General features: G+C 58.9%; 18 protein-coding genes and 2 tRNA genes. 10 read left to right on the forward strand and 10 right to left on the reverse strand.

Annotation, left to right across the window (positions count from 1 at the left end):
• Window positions 1–298 precede the first annotated feature (298 nt).
• The 3 genes from ACIX8_RS17820 (at window position 299) to ACIX8_RS17830 (ending at window position 5625) form a co-directional block, all read left to right on the forward strand.
• Window positions 299–1915 (forward strand): DUF5597 domain-containing protein, encoded by a 1617-nt coding sequence (locus tag ACIX8_RS17820; RefSeq protein ID WP_014266771.1) that lies wholly within the window; start codon window positions 299–301, stop codon window positions 1913–1915.
• Window positions 1916–1955: 40 nt separating this feature from the next.
• Window positions 1956–4169 (forward strand): beta-glucosidase, encoded by a 2214-nt coding sequence (locus ACIX8_RS17825; protein WP_014266772.1) that lies wholly within the window; start codon window positions 1956–1958, stop codon window positions 4167–4169.
• 130 nt (window positions 4170–4299) lie between these two features.
• A complete protein-coding gene (locus ACIX8_RS17830) occupies window positions 4300–5625 on the forward strand; it encodes a sugar MFS transporter (protein WP_014266773.1) in 1326 nt (441 codons plus the stop codon).
• Window positions 5626–6056: 431 nt separating this feature from the next.
• Here the strand turns inward: ACIX8_RS17830 and ACIX8_RS17835 are convergent, their stop codons facing one another.
• From ACIX8_RS17835 to ACIX8_RS17850, 5 genes are all read right to left on the reverse strand, one after another.
• Window positions 6057–6275, reverse strand: a complete 219-nt coding sequence (locus tag ACIX8_RS17835; RefSeq protein ID WP_044177008.1) for a hypothetical protein — start codon at window positions 6273–6275, stop codon at window positions 6057–6059.
• Between the two features lie 198 nt (window positions 6276–6473).
• Entirely contained in the window at window positions 6474–6701 is a 228-nt protein-coding gene (locus tag ACIX8_RS25350) for a type 2 periplasmic-binding domain-containing protein (protein WP_083836715.1), read from the reverse strand.
• 167 nt (window positions 6702–6868) lie between these two features.
• Window positions 6869–6942: transfer RNA gene (locus ACIX8_RS17840), tRNA-Gln, on the reverse strand.
• A 96-nt stretch (window positions 6943–7038) separates the two neighbouring features.
• The gene (locus ACIX8_RS17845; RefSeq protein WP_014266774.1) at window positions 7039–9648 is read right to left on the reverse strand and encodes an ABC transporter permease; all 2610 of its coding nucleotides are present in this window, start codon (window positions 9646–9648) and stop codon (window positions 7039–7041) included.
• 17 nt (window positions 9649–9665) lie between these two features.
• Entirely contained in the window at window positions 9666–10370 is a 705-nt protein-coding gene (locus tag ACIX8_RS17850; RefSeq protein ID WP_014266775.1) for an ABC transporter ATP-binding protein, read from the reverse strand.
• A gap of 78 nt (window positions 10371–10448) precedes the next feature.
• Between ACIX8_RS17850 and ACIX8_RS17855 the strand changes: the two genes are divergently transcribed.
• Window positions 10449–11138 carry an arylesterase gene (locus ACIX8_RS17855; RefSeq protein WP_014266776.1) on the forward strand — a complete coding sequence of 230 codons (690 nt, stop codon included), beginning with the start codon at window positions 10449–10451 and terminating at the stop codon, window positions 11136–11138.
• 238 nt (window positions 11139–11376) lie between these two features.
• Here ACIX8_RS17855 and truB read toward each other — a convergent pair whose 3' ends face one another.
• The 5 genes from truB to ACIX8_RS17880 form a co-directional block, all read right to left on the reverse strand.
• On the reverse strand, window positions 11377–12249 hold the full coding sequence (truB, locus tag ACIX8_RS17860) for a tRNA pseudouridine(55) synthase TruB (RefSeq protein WP_014266777.1): 873 nt from the start codon (window positions 12247–12249) through the stop codon (window positions 11377–11379).
• A 4-nt stretch (window positions 12250–12253) separates the two neighbouring features.
• On the reverse strand, window positions 12254–12865 hold the full coding sequence (gene folE, locus ACIX8_RS17865) for a GTP cyclohydrolase I FolE (RefSeq protein ID WP_014266778.1): 612 nt from the start codon (window positions 12863–12865) through the stop codon (window positions 12254–12256).
• A 49-nt stretch (window positions 12866–12914) separates the two neighbouring features.
• Window positions 12915–13352: a 6-carboxytetrahydropterin synthase gene (locus ACIX8_RS17870; protein ID WP_014266779.1), complete on the reverse strand. Its 438-nt coding sequence runs from the start codon at window positions 13350–13352 to the stop codon at window positions 12915–12917.
• On the reverse strand, window positions 13349–13762 hold the full coding sequence (locus ACIX8_RS17875; RefSeq protein WP_014266780.1) for a 6-pyruvoyl trahydropterin synthase family protein: 414 nt from the start codon (window positions 13760–13762) through the stop codon (window positions 13349–13351). Before ACIX8_RS17875 ends, ACIX8_RS17870 begins: the two co-directional genes overlap by 4 nt.
• A 63-nt stretch (window positions 13763–13825) precedes the next feature.
• A complete protein-coding gene (locus ACIX8_RS17880) occupies window positions 13826–14998 on the reverse strand; it encodes a glycosyltransferase (protein WP_014266781.1) in 1173 nt (390 codons plus the stop codon).
• Between the two features lie 21 nt (window positions 14999–15019).
• Between ACIX8_RS17880 and ACIX8_RS17885 the strand changes: the two genes are divergently transcribed.
• From ACIX8_RS17885 to ACIX8_RS17910, 6 genes are all read left to right on the forward strand, one after another.
• Window positions 15020–15526 (forward strand): TlpA family protein disulfide reductase, encoded by a 507-nt coding sequence (locus ACIX8_RS17885; protein WP_014266782.1) that lies wholly within the window; start codon window positions 15020–15022, stop codon window positions 15524–15526.
• A 45-nt stretch (window positions 15527–15571) separates the two neighbouring features.
• Entirely contained in the window at window positions 15572–15844 is a 273-nt protein-coding gene (locus ACIX8_RS17890) for a hypothetical protein (protein WP_014266783.1), read from the forward strand.
• A gap of 112 nt (window positions 15845–15956) precedes the next feature.
• Entirely contained in the window at window positions 15957–16787 is an 831-nt protein-coding gene (locus tag ACIX8_RS17895) for an SPFH domain-containing protein (RefSeq protein WP_014266784.1), read from the forward strand.
• 64 nt (window positions 16788–16851) lie between these two features.
• On the forward strand, window positions 16852–17391 hold the full coding sequence (locus tag ACIX8_RS17900; protein WP_014266785.1) for a hypothetical protein: 540 nt from the start codon (window positions 16852–16854) through the stop codon (window positions 17389–17391).
• Between the two features lie 216 nt (window positions 17392–17607).
• A tRNA-Arg gene (locus tag ACIX8_RS17905) sits at window positions 17608–17684 on the forward strand.
• 178 nt (window positions 17685–17862) lie between these two features.
• Window positions 17863–19122 carry a Fe-S-containing protein gene (locus ACIX8_RS17910; protein WP_014266786.1) on the forward strand — a complete coding sequence of 420 codons (1260 nt, stop codon included), beginning with the start codon at window positions 17863–17865 and terminating at the stop codon, window positions 19120–19122.
• Window positions 19123–19124: the final 2 nt, after the last annotated feature.

Below are 19124 nucleotides of genomic sequence, written 5' to 3' on the forward strand. Positions count from 1 at the left end.
ACAAGCGCCATCAGTTTTGCTTCGGGGCTGACTGTGGTTCTCCGATAACGATACCGAGTCCGTTTGTTCCCAGGTAGACCTTCGGCACAGTCCCGGGGGTTTTTCGTATCCGATTTATAGCACTGCCCTCGGGCTAATGGAACTCCGAAAGAGCCACGCGAACGTATAGTACCCCGAGTACCTCACGTACGTTACTAGACCGAATCGGTTGTGGCCTCTATGATTGCGAAACTTACCTGGCGTATCTGGCTGGGTCGAACGATATCTGCACGTTAAGACGCATATCGAGTGAGGTCGCGTGAAATTCGTTGCACCCCTGCTGCTCTCGACAGTCGTGTTCAGCTTCGCTGCGCTCGCGCAGAGACCCTCCGACCGGGACCTGCCGAGGATCGATAGAAGCGGTGTCCATCCTGCGCTGATCGTCGAAGGTAAGCCATTCCTGATGCTGAGTGCACAGGTAAACAACTCTTCCGCATGGCAGGGCGAGATGCCGGCAGTGTGGCGCACCCTCAACGATCTCGGTGTGAATACCCTTGAGGCTCCCGTGTACTGGGAGACGCTCGAGCCTGAGGAAGGCAGATTCGACTTTGCGCAGATCGACATGTTGCTCCGTGAGGCCCGGGCTCACAAAAAGCACCTCGTGCTGCTGTGGTTTGGGACCTGGAAGAATGGCAGCCCCGGCTACGCTCCCGAATGGGTGAAGCGGGATCCCGCCCGCTTTCCGCTCTCTCTCAAGGCAGACGGAATGCCGGTATTCTCCCTGTCACCTTTCGGAACGGCGAGCCTGGCAGCCGATGAGCGCGCCTTCACCACGTTAATGCGCCATCTCAAACAATCAGATCCTCAACACACGGTTCTGCTGATCCAGGTGGAGAATGAGACCGGGATGTGGGGCTCCATGCGCGACCACTCCCCTGCCGCTGACGCCGTCTTCACCCAGACCGTTCCAGCCGCTGTGCTGCAGAGCATGGGCAAGGCCAAAACTCATGGCAACTGGTCCGAGATCTTCGGCCAGGACGCGGAAGAATTCTTTTCCGCATGGGCTATCGCCCGCTACGTCCAGCAGGTCGCAGCCGCCGGAAAAGCAGTTTATGGCCTCCCGATGTATGTCAACGCAGCGCTCCGGGACCCGATCCATCCTGGTGGTCCTGGGTCTTTCGAAAGTGGCGGCCCGACCTTCGATGTGCTGACACTCTGGCACGCCGTGGCTCCGTCCCTGGATGGCATCGAGCCCGACATCTACCTGCCGGGTTATGAAGAGAATATGGCTGTGCTTCGCCAGTACTCGGCCGACGGAAATGCGTTGTTCGTTCCCGAAATCGGCAACCGCCCCGAATACGCTCGCTACTTCTTCGCCGCACTTGGCCATGGGGCCTTCGGCTGGTCTCCGTTCGGTATGGACGCCACCGGCTATGTCAACGCACCTCTGGGCGCGGCACACATCGACGCCGACGCCCTTCACCCCTTTGAGCAAAACTACCGCGTCGCCGCGCTCTTCGGCGGCCAGCTTGCAGCGTGGATTCGCGAGGGCCGCGTTCAGGGAATAGCCGAAGACCACGTCCGGCATACCGAAGACATTGTTCTCGGAAACTCCTCCTGGAAGGCGACAGTATCCTACGGCCTACCCAGTTTCTGGACGGACAAACCCGCACCCGGCAATAAGGTTCCGGCAGGCGAAGCACTCATCGTCAACCTGGGCCCGGACGAGTTCCTAGTCACCGGTCTGCACTGCCGCGTAGACTTCTCCTCAATGGTGCAAGGTAAACAACACATGTGGATCTCCGTGGAAGAGGGCGACTACACGCAGGGCATCTGGCACCGCACACGCCTGTGGAACGGCGATCAGACCGACTATGGCCTCAACTTTTTTGACGAACCACAGCTTTTGCGGGTCAGAATCATGTCCTACGAATAACCACTTTTATTCAACCTCCAGCTTTTCCCAGGAAACCACGATGCTGCTTCCGTTGCGCAAACTCTTCACCATCGCACTCTTGCTGGCCACACCCGGTATCAACGCTCAGAAGGCCAAAGCGCCCGCGGCGCCAAAACCCTGGATGGATACCTCCCTAAGCCCGGACCAAAGGGCAGACCTCGTCCTTGCCCAGCTCACGCTCGCGGAGAAGATTCAACTCGTCCACGGCATTGGCTGGGGACCACTGCGCGCAGGCGAGTCCGTACCTGCCGATAATAATGGCGGAGCCGGAGAAGTCGTAGGCATCCCTAGGCTGGGCATTCCATCCTTGCAGCAAGCCGACTCCGCCGTAGGCGTCCGTATGGCCGCGCCGCAGAGCCGCTATGCCACCCTGCTGCCGTCGGTACTTGGAGCCGCCGCCTCATGGGATTCCGAGGCGGCGCATCTCTATGGCGACGTCATCGGTCGCGAGCTTCGCGCGCAAGGCTATAACCAGTCCATCGGCGGCGGCGTGAACCTGGCCCGCGACCCGCGCAATGGCCGCCTATTCGAGTACCCCGGGGAAGATCCGTTGCTGGCTGGCGTTACCGTCGGACACGTCATCCAGGGCGTGCAAGCCAACGGCGTGATGGGAGACATCAAGCACTTCGCCCTGAACGACCAGGAGACTGGCCGCACCGTCGTCGACGTACACATGCCTCATAAGGCCGCTCGGGAGAGCGACCTGCTGGCCTTCGAGATCGGCATCCGGATCGGCCAACCGGCCTCTGTGATGTGCAGCTACAACAAGGTCGACGGCGACTGGGCCTGCGAAAACGAGTGGCTGCTCAGCCATGTCTTGAAGCAGGACTGGAAATATCCCGGCTTCGTCGTCTCCGACTGGGAGGCGACCCATACAACCGTCAAGGCCGCTCTGGCCGGGCTCGACATGCAGATGCCGGGCGATGAGCACTTCGGAAAACCGCTGGAGCAGGCCGTAACCTCCGGGCAGGTACCGATGGCGCGCCTGGATAATATGGTTCACCGTCTTCTGCGATCCATGTTCGCTGCGGGAGTTATCGATCGTCCGCCAACGCCGCGCACGGTCGTGGACCCCTTCCGCGGCCGCGACGATGCTCAGCACATTGCAGAGGAGAGCATCGTCCTGTTGAAGAACAACGGAACACTTCCGTTGAACCCGCAAAACCTTCATTCCATCGCCGTGATCGGTGCCCATGCCGACCGCGGCATTATGTCTGGCGGGGGCTCGGCGCAGGTCGATGCTCCTGGAGGCAACGCGCTCGATCCGTCGCGCCCCAGCAAGTGGGGTGAGCCCGTGTACTTCCCCTCAGCGCCGCTTCGTTATATTCGGGAACACGTCCCGGATGCGACCGTTCGCTTCGATCCGGGCACGGACCCTGCCTCCGCCGCAAGACTGGCTAAGAGCGCGGACGTAGCGATCGTCTTCGCCGACCAGTACATGAGCGAAGGTGGCGACGCGCCGACGCTATCGCTGCCCAACAACCAGGACGCCTTGATTCGCGCCGTGGCTGCGGCCAATCCACACACTGTTGTCATCCTCATCACGGGCAATCCGGTCTCCATGCCCTGGGTCAATCAAGTCGCCGGCATTCTGGAAGCATGGTATCCGGGCATCGCCGGAGGACAGGCTATTGCGAACCTGCTCTTCGGTTCGGTGAACCCATCGGGCAAACTGCCCATCACATTCGCGAAGTCGGAGGCCGATCTTCCTCATGCGCGCATCTTCGGCATGTCCTACCAGATAGCGAACGGTGGCCTCCCAGAGCACTGGATCTCTGAAAATAAGCGCGAAAGCTTTCCCGCCAACTATACGGAAGGCGTGCGTTTCGGGTACAAATGGTTTGATTCCGAAGACAAGGAACCCCTTTTCGCCTTTGGATATGGCCTGTCCTACACCACGTACAGCTACACTGGCCTGAAGGTCAATGCTGCCGGCCACGCGGTCACCTTTACCCTGACCAACACCGGAAAGCGCGACGGTACCGAGATATCACAGGTCTACGTCCAGCTCCCCCTCGCAAGTGGCGAGAACTTTCGTCGCCTTGCAGGATGGCAGCGTGTTTCGCTCAAAGCGGGAGAAAACAAGACCGTGACCATAACACTCGAGCCTCTCGCATTTGCCAGCTTTAGTGAGCAGAAAGACGCCTGGCAATGGCTCGACGGCGAATATGTTGTTTCGGTCGGAGGCTCGTCACGCTCTCGTCCGCTCGAACGCAAGACTTCACTGAGGTGATCCTATCCAAATTGATGGAAAAGATTAGCAAGACGATTTCCAGGAGACCTGTATCTTAACCTTTGATCGACGTCAAGATACGTATCGCAGGCATGAAACGAATGATCAACAGAAAGGTTCACCCCATCACATGGCAATCGCAGGCATCAGCAGCACGCGCAGTTCCTCCTATGGTCCAGGCACCACAAATTACAGTGCGATGGCGATGGTCACCACGTTGTTCTTCATGTGGGGATTCTGCACCGTTTTAAATGATGTGCTGATCCCTCACCTGCAAGGCATCTTCTCGCTCAGCTACCTGCAAGCGTCCCTCATCCAACTGGCGTTCTTCAGCTCCTATTTCATCTTTGCGCAGCCTGCTGGCAAGCTGGTGGAGTGGGTCGGGTACCAGCGCACAATGGTAATCGGACTGCTGGTCATGGGCATGGGAGCCTTGCTGTTCATCCCTGCTGCCACGACGGTGACGTATGGCTTCTTTCTGGGCGCGCAGATCGTCCTGGCGGCGGGTGTAACCATGCTCCAGGTTGCGGCAAATCCGTACGTAACGATTCTCGGTCCAGCAGAGACAGCTTCGAGCCGCCTCAATCTCACACAGGCTTTCAACACTCTTGGCGACACCGTCGCTCCCTATTTCGGCAGTATTCTCATTCTCGGTGGAGCGGCTGTTGCCGCTAAGAACGCCGCGTTGAACCACGGAGCCGCTCTCACGCGGGCCCAGCAAGCAGCTTCCGTCAAACTGCCCTATTACATCCTTGCAGGCATATTGATCCTGCTCGCAGTGGCCATCGCTCTGTATAAATTCCCCCGACTGGAAGTAACGCAAGACTTCAGGCCCACGAGCCAGGAGCATCACAAAGACAGCATCTGGAATCACCCGCACCTCTATCTCGGTGCCCTAGCCATCTTCATCTATGTTGGGGCTGAGGTTTCTATTGGCAGCTTTCTAGCCAAGTATCTTGCAGACCCGAAGATCGCCGGCTTGCCTCTTGAGCGCGCCGCAAAGATGGTGGCCTTCTATTGGGGAGGCATGATGGTTGGACGCTTTATTGGCTCCTACCTGATGCAGAAGATCTCCGCCGCAAACATGCTCGCTCTGAGCGGAGTCGGCGCTGCGATTCTGGTGTTCAGCTCTCTGATTGGAACTGGCCACTTTGCGGAGATCACGATCTTAGCTGTCGGCCTGTTCAACTCGATCATGTTTCCCACAATTTTCACTCTCGCCGTGGCCGAACTGGGCCCACTCACCGGCCGTGGATCGGGATTGCTGGTTCAAGGGATTGTTGGAGGCGCGCTGATTCCGCTCCTCATGGGCTATCTCGCGGATCACTTTGGCATCCACCGGTCACTCGTGCTGCCCCTGGCTTGCTACTTCTTCATCATCTATTACGGTTGGAGAGGTCATAGAATCTTTCCTTCAGAGCCGAAGGGGCACTTCGACATTGCACCATCGATCTAAGCGCAGGGGCGTATACCGACAGGCGCGCGGTCTAAACCACACACGCAATGCGGAAGCTGCTATAGGGCAGCAGATTTGCTTGCCTGGTACGAGATCACCCGTTACAAATCCCCAAGCGACTTTGTTTTCGCTGCCAGCAGCAATCGGGCCGGCAAGAAAAGGGGAAACAGCCGATCTGACTACCGACCGTGATGCGATATCACATCCAGCCGGTAGTCAGGCGACTGGGCATCACAAAAAAGATCTCGAGGCATACGTTGGGTTACCCGAGAGGTCGTACTGAACACTGGTATCCTCTTGCCAACTCTGGGTTACGTAGTTCTACCAGTTCGTGCCTGCTATCCGGCCCATAACATCGTAACGAAACTGCGTACACGAGAGGCCCGGAGTAATCTCTTGCGTCAACCTACCGATACCGTTTGCCCCTGGCCTTAGGTCAGGATAGCGACCGTATTCCCGCGATCCGGTGAGGTCTTCGATGTCAGCCGATTCAGCACATCGTATTTGCAGGTGATGGTCATTCCATTGGCCTCGGTCTTGTAGAGCAGGTTGCCGTTCAGGCCATAGCCATTGTGTTGGCAGCCTGCGACAGTGCGATCTCCCTGCCCGTAACATACAGTCCCTGTCTCCAGATTGGTTGCCGTTATCAATTAGCTGAGGAGAATCGGCAATTGAGAAACTAGTCAGATTGAACTACCTACGATCTTCTGAGGATGGCAATTCGACTGAGTACAAATTTCCGGTTCCCACACGGAGTTCAATCAAAGGGGAGCCGTCGGGCGTGATGCCGCCTAAGAAGTAGCTCTCAGACGTGGGCGACCCGAGCTTTGAGAGATCGGCGACAGTCTCTACTTTGCCATCCATAATGGCCGAATCTGGCTGGGCAGCTCTTGCAGCCGTTCGTGGGCATCGGGATGACGTTGCGGGTGATACAGAACTGCAAGATTGCCCTGTAACTCAGTGGTTTGTAGAGTGGCTTTCGCAGCGAGCGGATCATCTCGCCGCAGGCAGGCGACGAGACGGTCTCGCCGCAATTCTTCGATGTGTAGATCCGGATGCCGCAAGGGCAAAGTCACGAAGGCGGATCGTACCCCAACTTATTCCCCAAAGAAAAGGGTGGCTATGATCGCACGCCCTCGGACGTGCTCGCACACTATTTCCATGTAAGCTACTGCAAAACAAGAACATCCTCGCGTGCGAGGATGTTCAGAGAGGTACGAGGAAGATCGGTAAATGGGTGTATTGGTTGCCCCCCAGGGATTCGAACCCCGATTGGACGAGTCAGAGTCGTCAGTCCTACCATTGAACGAGAGGGCAATGCTGGTTGTACGGCAGCTGCAGGCTCGGCGGGAGCCACAATCAGCCGCCTTATTGAGTGTACGTTGCATCGCCCATTGGGTCAACAGCTTGGCCCTACTCCTCGCGCAGAACCTCCAGCGGTTTCTGGCCAAGGATCCGATGGCTCGCCAGCCATCCTGTAGCCACAGTCAGCGCAGCCGTTGCCGCCCATGCTCCGAGGTTCAGCCAGGGCTGAAAATGATACTCAAAGTGCAGAGCATGAATCAGAATCAGGCGCGCCAGCAGGTTCGCAAATACCAGGCCCACCGCACCCGCGACTAATCCCAGCACCGCAAACTCGATAGAGAAGATCGTGGCGATACGTACGCGAGTGGCACCGAGCGTCTTCAGCACGACGACCTCACGGATACGGCGGTAGCGCGTGCCCGCAATAGAGCTTGCCAGAATCACGATGCCCGCAAAGATGCTGAACGCCGCAAGAAACTGGATGACATAGGTGATCTGCAGGATCACCTGCCGCACCGTCTCCAGCGTGGCCGCAACATTGATGACCGTAATCGTGGGATAGTGCTCATACAACGCGCGCTGCAGCAGCGCGGTGGCAGCCGCATCACAATGCACACCGCCATACCAGACCACAGGCAGTCCGGCGAGCACGGGCTGCGGCACAACAAACTCTGCGCGCGAAGACGCATGACGGCTATCCGGCTCGTAGATCGCGGCAACCGTCGCGGTAAACTGCGTGTCCTGCGCCGCAAAGGTCATCTGCTGCCCGGGATGGACGTGCAGATGATCCGCTGCCTGCCGAGCAATGGCCACCAGCGGATGCTGCACAGAGTCCGCCGACTGTTGCGTCGTCCACCACTCGCCCTCTACCACCTTGTCGCCAAGCGGAGGCGCATCGGCGGTTGCCGGCCACGTGATGTTGATCGACTGCAGCACGCGGCGCGGCAGGTGTTGCAGCTTGAGCTGTGAAGCCGGCACACCATCAATCGACAGCAGGCGCGAACCAACGACGGGGAGGATCTCCGGTGTGCCTTGAACGCCAGACTGATGCGCAAGCAGGGAACGCACACCCGCCACTTCGTCCGTTGCGATGTCGAGAAGAAAAATATTCGGCAGATTGGCAGCCGTTGAAATCTGCATCTCCTGCACAACAGCGCGCTGCGCAATGTAGACGGCCACAATCTGCATAACGCCAAGCCCCAGCGCAGCCAGCAGCGCGGCGGATGGATTGCCGGGGCGATAGAGATTCGAAAGACCATGCCGCACCGCCGAGGGCAGATGCAGTCGTGTGCGACCCAAAAACACGCGCAGAAAATACAGCGTCAGCCACGACATCGCCAACAGAACCAGCAGTACCAACGCCAGCCCCGCCGCGAAGTAGCCGCCCACTTGCCGTGAATCCGATACGCGCGACGCGATCAGCGTGAGGCACACAAGAATAAGAACAATCGCACTGAGTTGTGCGAGCGAGCCACGCAGTTTGCGCGCCAGCCGGGCAGTGAATGGATCGTCGCTGGTCTCAACTGCTCTGCGCAGAATCAGGATTGGACGCACGTTGCGGATATCCAACAACGGCGGCAAGGTAAAGAGCAGCGTAGTCAGCAGGCCCGCGCCCAGACCAGTCGCAAACACACGAGGATCAAGCCGGAAGTCCGGCGTGAGGTGCAGCAACTTCGCAAGAAAGAGCGGAAACGAAAGCTGCACACCGATACCGAGCACAACACCGAGCAGGCCTCCGCCGAGCCCCAGCAGCAGCGTCTGCAGCAGATAGATCTTCATGATCTGCCCGGAACCAGCACCCAGCGACTTCATAATCGCGATGGAATCGAGCCGCTGTTGCAGATGCGCGCGCATGGCCATCGCAACGCCCACCGCCCCGAGCACCAGAGCCACCAGCGACATCAGGGTGAGCAGTCCAGTCGCGCCGTCCAGCCCTTTCGTAAGAGCAGGATTAGCCTCTCGATAGTCCGTGATCTGCGCTTCAGGCAGCAGCGTTTCAAGCTGCGTTTTGAGCGCAGCCACGACATCGTCAGAGCTTGCACTTCCCTGCTTCGTGGCCGGAAGCTTGAAGAGATAACGCCGCGCCGCGTGCGATCCAGCAGCCAGCAATCCCGAATCCACCAGGGCCGTCTGCGAAAGCAACACCCGCGGCCCGGCAGCAAACGAACCCGAGAGTCTATCCGGCTCATCGACCACCGTCGCAACAATGCGATAGGTATGCGTGCCGAGTTTGACGGAGTCACCGATCTTCAGATGAAGACGCAACAGCAGGTCGTCGCCAACAGCGACAGTCGCAGGCGTCAAAGCCTGGGCTATGGGCATCACCGGGGACAATACAACCTCTCCGTAGAACGGATACTTCTCTGGATCGACGGCCTTCACCGAAACCAGAAGAGGATCGAGCGAGGCTGTGGACGAGGCCATCGAAAGCAGTTCAGTAACAGGACTCTCGTCTCCACCGGCGGCAACGAGCTTATCCAGGCCAGCCTGTTCCTGCGGGGTAAGTTGCTGCGTTGTGCGCGCGGAGACATCCGCCGCCATAATGCTGCGGGCACGTAGAAGGAGCATCGTGCGAAACGAAGACGAGAAGCCGCGCACGCCCGTGAGCGCGGCGACGCCGATAGCCACGGACAACAGAACAAACGTGAACTTGCCACGCGAAGATCGAAGTTCGCGAGCGGCAATACGGGCGGCGGTGGAATAGCTGAGGCTGGGCATCCGTAGTATTCCCTTCCTCAGAGCTGTGTTGCGACAGGAGATTGTCGGTGATCGCTGACGACCAGACCGTCACGCAGTGTAATGACGCGGGTCGCGTAATCGGCCAGCGCAGGATCATGCGTAACGAGCACCAGCGTCGTGCCCTCAGCGTGATTGAGCTGGAGCAGAAGATCGAGCACATGCTTACCGTTGGAGGTATCGAGGTTGCCGGTAGGTTCATCGGCCAGCACGATCGGCGGACGCAGAATAAACGCCCTCGCCAGGGCAACGCGCTGCTGTTCCCCGCCGGAGAGCTGCACCGGATAGTGGTCGAGCCGCGACTCCAGGCCAACCGACACGAGCAGTTGCCGCGCACGTTCCAGGCCCGCCTTGCGGTCGCCGGATTCATCGTTCAACTCGTAGGGCAGCAGCACGTTCTCCAGCGCAGTCAGCGTGGGGATGAGCTGATAGCTCTGGAAGACGAAGCCGATGGTGCGTCCCCGCAGCTTTGCGAGCTTGTCTTCTGGCAGATAGCTGATGGCTGTGCCGTTGAGATGCACGTTGCCGGAGGTCGGATTATCGAGCCCCGCGAGCAAGCCGAGCAGCGTCGATTTCCCCGAGCCCGAGGCCCCCATGATGGCGGCAAACTCGCCCTTATCGATGGTGAAATCGATGCCCTTGAGGATTTCGACCGTGGTGGTTCCCGTCCGCAGCGACTTGCGCAGAGACTCGACGACGATCATGGACGATGAGGAAGCTGACGGAGTTTCGAGCAAAGCGGCGGGCCCTCTGGGTAGAATCGACTTGTGCAGCGACTCAATATGCTTCCTATCTTAGCTGTGCTCTGCGCATCCCTGGCGCTCAGCGGCTGTAAGTCCGACACGGCCGGGCCGGCAGAGACAAGCCAGAACACGCAGCAGCCCGTCCCGCAAAGGCCCGTGGCCGCCGCTCCGGTATCGGATCGCCCCGTCATCGTCTGTTTCGGCGATAGCCTGACCGCAGGCTATGGGACAGACCCCGGCCAGAGCTATCCGGATTATCTTCAGCAGAGGCTCGACGACGCAGGCTTTCACTATCATGTCGTAAATGCCGGGGTAAGCGGCAACACCACAAAAGACGGCCTGAACCGCATCGCTCGGGTAATCGCGCAACATCCCGAACTGGTTGTGGTCGAATTTGGCGGCAATGACGGTCTACGCGGCCTGCAACTCGAACAGACCCAGCAGAGCCTTGCGAGCATCGTCGAACAACTGCAGGCCAGCGGTACCAAAGTCGTACTCGCCGGAATTACCCTGCCCCCGGACTACGGTCCCGATTACATCGCAAAGTTCAACGCGATGTATCCGGCACTGGCGAAAAAGTATCACGTGCCGCTGCTCCCGTTCTTGCTACAGGGAGTGTACGGCGTGCCCGGCGACATGCAGGACGACAGCACTCATGCCACTGCAAAGGGCAATCAGCAGGTTGCGGTCAATGTCCAGCGCTTGATCGAGCCTTTGTTGAAGCGCTAAGCCACCGACAGACAGACGCTGCAAGAATCTGCACTTGCTTTTGCCGTTGCCTGTTTTTCGCCGTCATCCTGAGCGGTACGCGAAGGCCCCCGCATTGGGGCCACCACAGACGCCCGCACCCACCAAGGGCGCCCGGGCACGATCTCGCGGTTCTCACCCATGTCTCGGTGCCACCACGAATGCGGGGGCCCTTCGGCTACGCCTCAGGATGACGGCGAAAAACAAGCAGCAACAAAAACTACGCAAGCACCACAATCGGCTGCATCAACGTACCTGCAATACGCCGAGCGATCGCAATCATTTCGCGCGGCCCCGTAAAGACCTTTACCAGCGACGCCTGCGAAAACTCCGGCACATTCACCTGCATCCCGTTGCGAATGCGGCCTGCCGTCTGCTCATCCACCGTGACCGAAGGCATCTCCGGCAACAACGTGCGCGGGTGCGGTAGTCGCGCCTCGATCTCAGCAACGTTTAGCGTCTTCAGATCGTCAACCGTAATCGCCTGATCGAGAGTAAAAGCGCCAGCCTGTGTACGTCGCAACGACGAGAGATGCGCTCCACAACCGGCAAACTGTCCAAGCTCATGGGCTACCGAACGCACATAGCCACCCGCTGAAACATGCATCGCAAAGTCAGCAGTGTCGCCTTCAAGACCCTTTAGCTCAAACGAGTGGATGCAGATGCGAGCAGGCTTTACTGGAACTTCTTTTCCCGCGCGTGCGAGCTTGTGCGCAGGAACACCGTTGATCTTCTTCGCGGAGAAGACCGGCGGCATCTGGTCCATCTCCCCATGGAAGTGCTGTGCCAGCACACGCAGCTCGTCGAGCGACTGCGTCAATGCCTGCGGCTCGGCCGCAGGTGTGCCTTCGGCGTCGAAGGTATCCGTAGCAAAGCCGAAGCGAATATCGCCGGTGTATTGCTTTTCCGCCTGGCCAAAAAACTGCGCCAGGCGTGTGTACTTGCCGAGCAGCAGCGGCAGAACCCCCGTAGCCATCGGGTCTAGCGTGCCCAGGTGTCCAACGGAGCGTTCGCCTGTAGCGCGGCGCACAATCGAGACGACATCATGAGAGGTAATACCGGCAGGTTTATCGAGAACGAGGAGACCATTCATGCAGCTAACGCCGCCGTTCGACGAGTGAGAGAAACTCGTTGCGCGTCTGCTGCTGCGATTTGAAGACACCGAGCATCGCACTGGTCACCGTGCTCGAACCTTGCTTCTCGACGCCACGCATCATCATGCAGAGATGCTGTGCCTCGACAATGACACCCACACCCTGGGGCTGAATCGCATCTTCGATGGCCTGTGCGATCTGTTGTGTCAGGCGCTCCTGCACTTGCAGGCGGCGCGCGAAGACATCAATGATCCGCGGAATCTTGCTGAGGCCGATGACCTTGCCGTTCGGCACATAAGCCACGTGGGCTCTGCCGAAGAACGGCAGCAGATGATGCTCGCACTGCGAGTAGAACTCAATCTCTTTGACGATCACCATCTCGTCGTAGTGCACGTCAAACAGCGCACCGTGCAGCACCGCGTCGATAGATTGCGTGTAACCCTGCGTCAAAAATGCCATCGACTTTTCCATGCGCTTCGGCGTATTCAAGAGCCCGTCGCGCGAGGGGTCTTCGCCAATGCGGGTCAGTAATTCGGCATAGATCTGCTGCAGGCTCGCACTCGCGAGCGTAGGGTTGGAAGATTCGGCAGATGGCTTACTGCTCTTCTTGGTCATGGGGGTCTGTTTACAGCCTTTCAATATCGCTCGTGAAGGATTCGCAATCTTACTCTTCGTGTTGTATCTTTGCCCCTTCTCCGAAGTAGTCGAAGGAGTTGTTGCCGGTCTCTTCCACGCGGACGCGCTCGAGCTTCGCATACGGATACTCGGCAAACATGCGCCATAGTTCAACACATACATTTTCCGTACTCGGCACCCGGTCGCGGAAGAACTCCAACGAGTTCAAGTTCGCGTGGTCGAAGTGTTCGAGCAGTTCACGCTGCGCAAAGCTGTCGAGGTCGGCAAGGTTCGTCACCATGCCCGTCGCCACATCCACTGGGCCGGAGAACGTAACCTGCGCAATGTAGTTATGCCCATGCCCAAAGGGGTTGTTGCACTTGCCGAACATCTCCCGATTCTGCTCGGGCGAAATAGCATCGACGTGCAGGCGGTGCGACGCCGAGAAGCGATAGCGGCGGCTCAGATGGGCAATCGGGCCGTTCATGCGCCTTCTCCGTAGAAGTCAGCAAAGAGTTCGGGCATCTCGTAGACGCGCACACGATGCAGCTTCGCGTTGGGAACCTTGCCGTCGAGTCTGCGCCAGATCGCAATCGCAATGTTCTCTGTCGTGGGGACAGCGGTCTTGAACTCGGGAACTTCATGGTTCAGGTGGCGATGGTCATAGACCGAGACGACCTCCTGCTCCAGGATGTCCTTCAACTGCTTCAGGTCGACGACAAAGCCCGAAACAGGATCAACCTCGCCTTCGACCGTGACCTCCAGTGTGTAGTTGTGGCCGTGGCCCTGGCGATTGGCGCACTTACCGAAGACACGAAAGTTTTCGGCTTCGGTCCAGGAGTCGTTCCAGTAGAAGTGAGCAGCGGAGAAGTCGGCTTTGCGAGTGAGCAGGATCATAGGATTCAGTAAACAGTTAAGACTACATCGAGATAGTTGGATGCGCGAAGAGATTGTCGCGCTTCAACGGCCGGTGCGATACTCCCTGCCCTTCCACGTGACCTGGTGAAACAGCTTGTGTTTCATCCAGCTGCGGACCAGCAGCACGATAAACAGCGGTAGGGCAAACACCGAGAGCGAGCAGTTCAAAAAGCTGAAGTTCGACCGCGCGACACGACGGGAGTACCGCAACAGCGTCCTCGCCCAGAGCAGGAGAATCGCTATCTTCTGCCACAGCACAAGATAGGACAAAGCAAAGATCAGTAGCGGCAGCAGAAGCAGGGCCAGATCCAGTAACCTCCACGCAGCCAGTGCCAGCGCGTGCGGAAACAGCAGGACTAAATTCTTCGTCCACCCCTCGACCATGTCGCTCAATCCGCGATACATGCGCGTGCTAAGGGCGTCAGGCGCATAGCGGAAGCGCAGACCCCGTTTGGAACGCTTGATGCTGTAGGCCAGATCGACATCCTCAAGGACCGAACGCCCCACCACGCGATGCCCCCCCACCGCAAAGTACGCCTCGCGCTCCACCATCAGAAACTGTCCGTTGGCAGCCGCGATGCGTTTATCCGGGTCGTTAACCTGATCCAGCGGGTAGACGCTTGCCAGCTCCGAGAAGACCAGCGGCATCAGAGCTCGCTGCCAGAAGCCTTGAACGATCTGCTGTGGCGAGTAGGAAAGCAGCGCCACCTGATGCTTTTCAGCCTCGTGCAGCGCACGGACAAGATCGCCGGACTCGTGCACGGTATCCGCATCGGTAAAGAGCAGCCAACGGCCACGGGCCTGCTGCGCCGCAGCCCAGCAGGCGTTGGTCTTGCCCGTAAAGGCGCGCTGAGTGGCACGCAGCTCCAGCGGCGGAGCCTCGATCACCCGCACCCCCGCATGCTGCGTGGCGGCTTCCGTCGCAATCGCCCGTGTGCGGTCTTTGGAGTCATCGTCAACGACAATCAGCTCCCAATCGTGGTCCAGAGGGAAGAACTCGTCGGCCTGCGCCAGCAGCGAGGCCAGGCAAGCGGGGAGACTCTGTTCCTCATTGCGGGCAGGAACGATGACGCTCAACCGCAGCGCAGCTTCGCCCTCTTCCTTTGTCCGCACAGGCACGACGACCGGCTCATCCATAGGAAGTCCAAAGATCGGACTCAACTTCTGGCCCGCAAAAGACCGCGAACCACCGTCCGAGTTGGGTTCAGGCAGCATAGATTCGTATTATAGGAAGTGATGACACTTCAGCGCGCAATACGGACCCTGGCAGCGGTGGCGGCAGTGACGCTTTTGAGCGCAACCGGCTGCGACCGCAATGAGCACCCGGGCCAGCTCGGCAACACCGCGCCGACGTTTCACATCAGCGACGGTCAGCAGTCCGTGGATCTCGCCAAGCTTCGCGGCCACGTCGTCCTGCTGAACTTCTGGGCGACCTGGTGCGCGCCCTGCATCGAGGAGATGCCAAGCCTCGAAGCCCTGCAACAGCAACTGCCGCAGGTACAGGTCGTCGCCGTCGCCACGGACGATGATTCCAGCGCCTACAAGAGCTTCCTGCAGCGCCGCCCCGTCCACCTGTTCACCGTGCTGGACAGCGCTCAGGAGTCCAACTCCCTCTACGGCAGCTTCCGCTTCCCCGAGACCTACGCCATCGACAAGAACGGTGTCGTCCGGCGCAAGTTCATCGGACCGCAGGACTGGACCAGCCCCGAGATCGTCGATTTCCTCAAAAAACTGGCCGCCTGAGCTCCCGACAAAGGCATTTCGACCGGGCACTGCTAAAATTTCCCTATGACTCAGCTTGATGTAATGTATCGCTACGGCGCCGCGCCCACTGAGGCCGCCATGATGGCTCTGGGACGGATTCGCGAGGTCTACGGCATTCGGAAGATGGAGTTCAGCGAAGCCGCGAAGACCGTGCGCCTAGAGTATGACGCCACCCGCCTTACCGAACCTATCGTGCATCAACTGCTCCGCCGGTCCGGCCTGGATGTCGTGGAACGCGTCTCGCTGATTCCCCCTCAGCCTGTACCCGAGCCGGTTGCCGCCCCAGCCGCAAGCTAAGCGCTCCTTGTAACGCCCAGGGTATCTGCCGACCGTATAATTCTCTGCCAACGAGGCAGAGCTGTCTTCGGATAGCGGTTCCGGCTTCGCATCCCAACACGAGGCATTACAAGTGGCTATTACGCGGCAGGTTATTACCTCTCTCGGACGAGACGGCTCCGATCTACTCGGCAGAAAAACAGTTGCCATCAAGATCATCGATGAGAGCATCGTCAGCGGCTCGCTGCTCACGGTCGAGAGCAATCACTTTTGTGTTCTGAAGTCACGCGGCGCTGTTTTGTCCGTTTACGAGACCGGCCAGTACTCCATTCAGACTCCAGACAAGCCCCTGCTCGGGTCCATTGCACAGGGCTTCTTCGGTGGCTCGTCGCCCTGGGTGTACGAGGTCATCTACATCAATCGCAGCAAGCTGCTCCTGAGCAGCGTTGGCATCGCGACCAGTAAAGAAATGGCCGAAGTCCAGTACCAGGTGGACTACTACATCCACATCGATAGCACCGATGACGCACTCGACCTGATCACGCATATGCCCTTCGACGGCATGGCGATCTCAGCCAGCGAAGTAGCCGAGTACGCCGGCCCCGTCGTGGAACAGGCCATTAACCAAATCATCCAGGTCACCCCGCTCGAACAGATCAACGAGCGCGTGCATGACATCGTCGAACTCATCAAGGAACATCTGGCAGCCACTCTCAAGATCTACGGCATCGCGTTGAACGACGTGAAGCTGCTGATGCTTCCCAAAGATGCGCGGATGCGTGAGCTGATCTCGCTGAAGGCCTTCGGCCTCGAGCCCGAGCAGGCCGTGCGCTACTACCTGGCACTGCAGATGGCGGAGAAGGGCCTGATCTCCGCTCCCAACGCTGCCGCGGGACTTCCGTTCAATATCGGTGGCTCTGCGCTGGGCTCCTTCAATCTGGATAAGAACATGAATCTCAAGTAACAAAACTTGTACCGAAGAGCCCCGGATCATCCGGGGCTCACCTTTTAGGAACAGGGGTTTGAAGATGTCGGCCTTTTATCTAGCCAATGAGTTCGAACAGCTCGCCATCAATCTTTTCTACGGTTGGGGCTATAACTTCTATCGCGTCGAGAACCAATTGCGCACCGACGACCTGCTGGTCCGCAGCAAGGTCAGCGAGCTGCTTGCCGACGCGCGCACCGACGTCGTCGATGCCGGGATCAAGTATCGCCACGAGCATCTGCCGCCTCCGACACGCGAGAACCCCTTCCCCAACGCGGATGCCGTGCGCACCGCCAAAGCCATCGACGAAGTAGCCGCCACGCTAACCGCTGTGGCCGCGCAGATACGCTCCGCTCCGGCGCCGGAGAACGATCGCATGTGGCAACGGCATCGCAACGAAGCCCATACATTGTCCCAGCTCGGCGAGGTGGACAAAGAGATGGTGGTCATCGCAGCCGCTCTGCGTTCGAAGACTCAAAACAGTGGCAGCGCCTGGATCATCGAGAACCTCAGCGAGATTCATTCAGCCACGGACGCTCTGCAAGCCGTTCTGCGCAAACGTGCGGATTTACTGAGGATCTAAGCACCAGACTCTTGTTAGTTTTTCGTCGTCATCCTGAGTCCTGAGCGAAGTCGAATGGACGAAGGACCCCCGCATTTTGGGCCACCCATGCACCTCGCACCACCCAAAACGAAAGCGCTCGTCAGCTTCTCCACAGCATGACGACGAAAAACCAACAACACAGTTGCCTCATCCTCTTTCATCGGTTATTCTTACTTAGTTGCGTCATTGCAATGTGCGCCCGTAGCTCAGCTGGATAGAGCGCCTGGCTACGAACCAGTAGGTCGGAGGTTCGAATCCTTCCGGGCGCACCATACCCCTTCCAAACCCACACTCTTCCAATTAGCCTTCCCTGCCCTTACGCAGAGAGCCTTGCCACGCCTCGCCAATTGACGACCGATTTAGTCCGCATTAGAATCGAGCTAGAAACGACGGAAGTTATAGCGTCGCGAGCGTGGGTGCCAACTGGCTCGCCCAGCTAGGAAGACTGGGATGCTGCAAGCCTTTATCATCACGCTCCGCGAGGGTGTCGAAGCGGCGCTGATCGTCGGAATTATCTTCGCGTACCTCGACAAAATTGATCGCCGCGAGCTCAAGAAAACTGCCTTTGTGGCCTTACTTTCGGCTGTCGCAGCCAGCATTGGCGTCGCGATCGTCATCTCACGCACCCAGTTCAATGAGGACATCTTTGAAGGCTGGGTGATGCTCGTCGCCGCGGCGTTCGTCATCGGCATGATCTGGTTCATGCACAAGACCGCGCGCAGCATGAAGGGCGAGATCGAGTCGAAGGTGGCAAAGCTCACCAGCAACCGCTTCGGACTCTTCATGTTCGTCTTCCTGATGGTGCTGCGCGAAGGCGTTGAGACCGTGCTCATCCTCGCCGGAGTCTCGCTGAACTCGACCGAGCTGATGAGCTTCACCGGAACGTTGCTCGGCATCGGCGCAGCCGTCGTGTTTGGCGTGCTTTTCATTCGCGGCAGCGTGCGGATCAACCTGCAGCGCTTCTTCCGCGTCACCACGATCATTCTCTACTTCGTCGTCTTCCAGCTCCTGGTCAGCGGTCTGCACGAACTCTCCGAGAACGGCGTCCTGCCCTCCAGCACCACGGAGATGCGCTACATCGGCCCTATCGTCCGCAACGACCTCTTCTTCTTCGTCACCATGCTCGCGCTCGCTGGCCTGATGGTGCTGTTTGAGTACCGCCGCCGCGCCCCGCAGGTCGTTCCGACAGATGCGACACCCGCGGACCGCCGCAAGCTGGAGTGGACCGCCAAGCGTGAGCGCCTTTGGATGACGTCCGTGATCATCATCAGCTTCCTCTTCATCTTCCTCTCGACCGCCGAATTCATCTACGCGCAGAGCTCCACGGCATTGAGCGCAGCCACTCCGGTCACGCTGGTGGGCTCGCAGGTAACCGTGCCGACAGCGGACATCAACGACGCCAAGCTGCATCGCTACGCCGTGCACATTGACGGCGACGGCAAATCGACCGAAGTGCGCTTCCTGCTCTTCCGCAAGCCCGACGGCAACCTGGTCGCCGCAGCCGATGCGTGCTCCATCTGCGGGCCGGTGGGCTTCTATATCGGCGAGCAGGGCATCACCTGCAAGATGTGCTCGTCGCCCCTGGTAGCGAGTTCGATGGGCCAGCCCGGCGGCTGCAACCCGATTCCCCTGAAGTCGACGATCGAAGGCGGCATGATCGTCATCGCCCGCGCCGACCTCGAACCGCTCGTCAAAGTCTTCGGAAAGTAGCG

Source organism: Granulicella mallensis MP5ACTX8 (assembly GCF_000178955.2).
GTDB classification, from domain to species: Bacteria; Acidobacteriota; Terriglobia; order Terriglobales; family Acidobacteriaceae; genus Granulicella; species Granulicella mallensis.

What these genes read in the sequence shown, in the direction of transcription:
- ACIX8_RS17890 (WP_014266783.1), top strand. Translation starts at nt 15,572, where the DNA reads ATGACTCAGCTTGATGTAATGTATCGCTACGGCGCCGCGCCCACTGAG.
- ACIX8_RS17830 (WP_014266773.1), top strand. Translation starts at nt 4,300, where the DNA reads ATGGCAATCGCAGGCATCAGCAGCACGCGCAGTTCCTCCTATGGTCCA.
- truB (WP_014266777.1), bottom strand. Translation starts at nt 12,249, where the DNA reads ATGAATGGTCTCCTCGTTCTCGATAAACCTGCCGGTATTACCTCTCAT.
- ACIX8_RS17850 (WP_014266775.1), bottom strand. Translation starts at nt 10,370, where the DNA reads ATGATCGTCGTCGAGTCTCTGCGCAAGTCGCTGCGGACGGGAACCACC.
- ACIX8_RS17845 (WP_014266774.1), bottom strand. Translation starts at nt 9,648, where the DNA reads ATGCCCAGCCTCAGCTATTCCACCGCCGCCCGTATTGCCGCTCGCGAA.
- ACIX8_RS17910 (WP_014266786.1), top strand. Translation starts at nt 17,863, where the DNA reads ATGCTGCAAGCCTTTATCATCACGCTCCGCGAGGGTGTCGAAGCGGCG.
- ACIX8_RS17855 (WP_014266776.1), top strand. Translation starts at nt 10,449, where the DNA reads ATGCTTCCTATCTTAGCTGTGCTCTGCGCATCCCTGGCGCTCAGCGGC.
- ACIX8_RS17880 (WP_014266781.1), bottom strand. Translation starts at nt 14,998, where the DNA reads ATGCTGCCTGAACCCAACTCGGACGGTGGTTCGCGGTCTTTTGCGGGC.
- ACIX8_RS17885 (WP_014266782.1), top strand. Translation starts at nt 15,020, where the DNA reads ATGACACTTCAGCGCGCAATACGGACCCTGGCAGCGGTGGCGGCAGTG.
- ACIX8_RS17900 (WP_014266785.1), top strand. Translation starts at nt 16,852, where the DNA reads ATGTCGGCCTTTTATCTAGCCAATGAGTTCGAACAGCTCGCCATCAAT.
- ACIX8_RS17825 (WP_014266772.1), top strand. Translation starts at nt 1,956, where the DNA reads ATGCTGCTTCCGTTGCGCAAACTCTTCACCATCGCACTCTTGCTGGCC.
- ACIX8_RS17875 (WP_014266780.1), bottom strand. Translation starts at nt 13,762, where the DNA reads ATGATCCTGCTCACTCGCAAAGCCGACTTCTCCGCTGCTCACTTCTAC.
- folE (WP_014266778.1), bottom strand. Translation starts at nt 12,865, where the DNA reads ATGACCAAGAAGAGCAGTAAGCCATCTGCCGAATCTTCCAACCCTACG.
- ACIX8_RS17870 (WP_014266779.1), bottom strand. Translation starts at nt 13,352, where the DNA reads ATGAACGGCCCGATTGCCCATCTGAGCCGCCGCTATCGCTTCTCGGCG.